Genomic DNA, 2,416 nt, shown 5'->3' with positions numbered 1-2,416 from the left:
GACGCTGGTAGCGAAAATGCATCAGGAGCTGCAGGTCAAGGTGCCGCTGCGCGACGTGTTCCATTACCCGACGGTCGAGCAGCTGGCTCAGTCCATTGCAGGGATGGAACGGCAAGCTTATACCTTCATTCCGGCTGCCGGCGAGCGCGAGTACTATCCGGCTTCCTCCGCTCAAAAACGTCTGTACATGCTGAGCCATGTGCAGGGCGGAGAAACCAGCTACAACATGCCGGGCGTGATGAAGGTCGAAGGACCTCTTGACCGCCATAGGCTGGAAGACGCGTTCCGCAAGCTGATCGCCCGCCACGAGACATTGCGTACCGGCTTTGAAATGGTGGACGGCGAGGTCGTCCAGCGGATTTACGAGGATGTGGAATTTGTCCTTGAGCATGTAAGGGCAGCCGCCGGGGAAGCAGACGCGCATATCGGCCGGTTCGTACGGCCGTTCGATCCGGCGCAGGCGCCGCTGCTGCGGGCAGGTCTGATCGAGCTGGAGCCGAAGCGTCATATTTTGATGTACGATATGCATCATTTGATTTCGGACGGCGTCTCCGCGGGAATTATTGTGCAGGAGCTTGCGCAGCTGTACGAAGGCGAAGAGCTGCCGCCGCTGCGGATTCAGTACAAGGATTACGCGGTGTGGCAGCAGCAGGAGGCGCAGAGCGAACGTTATCAGCGGCGCGAGAGCTACTGGCTTGAAACGTTGGCGGGCGAACTGCCCGTGCTCGATCTGCCGATCGCTTATCCGAGGCCGCCGGTGCGAAGCTTCGAAGGCGCGCTGCTCGACTTTGCCGTCGAACCGGCGGTGGCGGCATCGCTGCATCGGCTTGCGGCAGACACCGGCAGCACCATGTATATGGTGCTTATGGCGGCCTACACGGTCCTGCTGTCCAAGTACAGCGGGCAGGAGGATCTGATCGTCGGCACGCCGGTGGCGGGCCGGTTGTCGGCGGAGCTGGAGCCGCTCATCGGGATGTTCGTCGGTACGTTGGCAATCCGCAATTATCCGCGGAAGGACAGAACGTTCTACGAATACTTGCTGGAGGTCAAAGAGCGTACGCTGCAGGCGTTCGAGCATCAGGACTATCCGTTCGAGGAGCTGGTGGAGAAGCTGAAGGTGAAGCGGGACGCGAGCCGCAATCCGTTGTTCGACACGATGTTCATCGTGCGCAATATGGAAACGCAGGAGGCCAAGCTCGACGAGCTGTCCTTCACTCCGTACGGGCAGGAGCACACCACGGCCAAATTCGATCTGACCTTGTCGATGAGCGCGGAAGAGGGCGAAATTCGAGGATCGTTCGAATATTGCACCAAGCTGTTCGGCAAGAGCGTCATCGAACGGTTAACGAGCGATTTCTTGACGATTTTATCCGAGATCGGCACGAACCCCGCTCTGACCTTAGGCGAGATTAGCGTATCGGGCAATGCGAAGCCGAGCGCGGATGTTTTGGATTCGATCGACTTCGTGTTCTAAGCGTTAGACGAAACTGCATTTCTTGATAAACGCGCCCCGTCTCCATTGCGGCGGGGCCGTTTGTCCCGGCTTGGCGAGTGTGTGTTTACGGAGGAGTCCGCGGCGCACACTCGTAAAGTATGATCCGGCCGTACTGACCAACCCGGTTGCCGGCTGTCCTAAACGAAGCAGGAGGGATGCAATTGACAGCCTTATTTGAGAAGGAAAAAGCTTACTGGAGCGGCAAGTTTGAGGGTGAGGATCATATCTCGTGCCTGCCTTACGACCGGGTCTCCCTTTTGGGCGACGGGCTTGGCTTGAACAGCAGGACGGGCTTGGGCACCGAAACGGGCGTATTCGGCAATTATTCCGGCTCGCTGCCTCCTGATTTGTCCCAAAGGCTGATGTCCATCACCGGCGGAGCGCCGTGGGCCGCGTTTATTGTTCTTTTGGCGGGGATCAAGAGCTTGCTGCATAAGTATACGGGGGAGGAAAATGTGATTGTAGCGATCCCGACGGTCGCAGGCGCGAATCAGGGAGCTCCGCTGATCAACCCTTTGCTGCTTTTAAAAACCAACGTCAATCATCAGACCGTCTTCAAATCGCTGCTGGGTCAGATCAAATCGTCCGTCGGCGAAGCGATCGCGCATCAAAACTTTCCTTTTTGGAATTACATCGAGCAATTGCACGTCCCGTATGATTCGAAGGGAGTGCCCGTCATTCATACGGTCGTTGGGATGAAAAACCTGCATGCGAACGAGTACAAGGAGCATGCGGCGGCCGAGCTGGAGTTTCAATTTGAACTGGACCAAGAGACGATCCGGTTAAACGTATCGTACGACCAGCAGCGCTATAAGGAAGAAACGATTGCCCGGCTTGCGAACCGGCTGAATCGTTTTTTTGCCGCGGTACTATTCCGGCCCGAGCTTCAGCTTCACGAAGCCGACGTGTTAACGGAGGACG

The 2,416-nt window shown here is 57.3% G+C and carries 2 protein-coding genes; both read left to right on the top strand.

Annotated elements, in window-relative coordinates:
- On the top strand, positions 1 to 1,474 hold a 1,474-nt coding region (locus tag PEH01S_RS34070), incomplete at its 5' end, for a condensation domain-containing protein (RefSeq protein ID WP_246063149.1).
- 182 nt (positions 1,475 to 1,656) lie between these two features.
- Positions 1,657 to 2,416: condensation domain-containing protein (locus PEH01S_RS34065; protein ID WP_164828152.1), on the top strand; the 760-nt coding region annotated here is incomplete at its 3' end.

Source organism: Paenibacillus ehimensis NBRC 15659 (assembly GCF_004000785.1).
GTDB classification, from domain to species: domain Bacteria; phylum Bacillota; class Bacilli; order Paenibacillales; family NBRC-103111; genus Paenibacillus_G; species Paenibacillus_G ehimensis.
The sequence above is the reverse complement of the archived record's forward strand: the minus strand, read 5'-3'. Positions and strand labels throughout refer to the sequence as shown.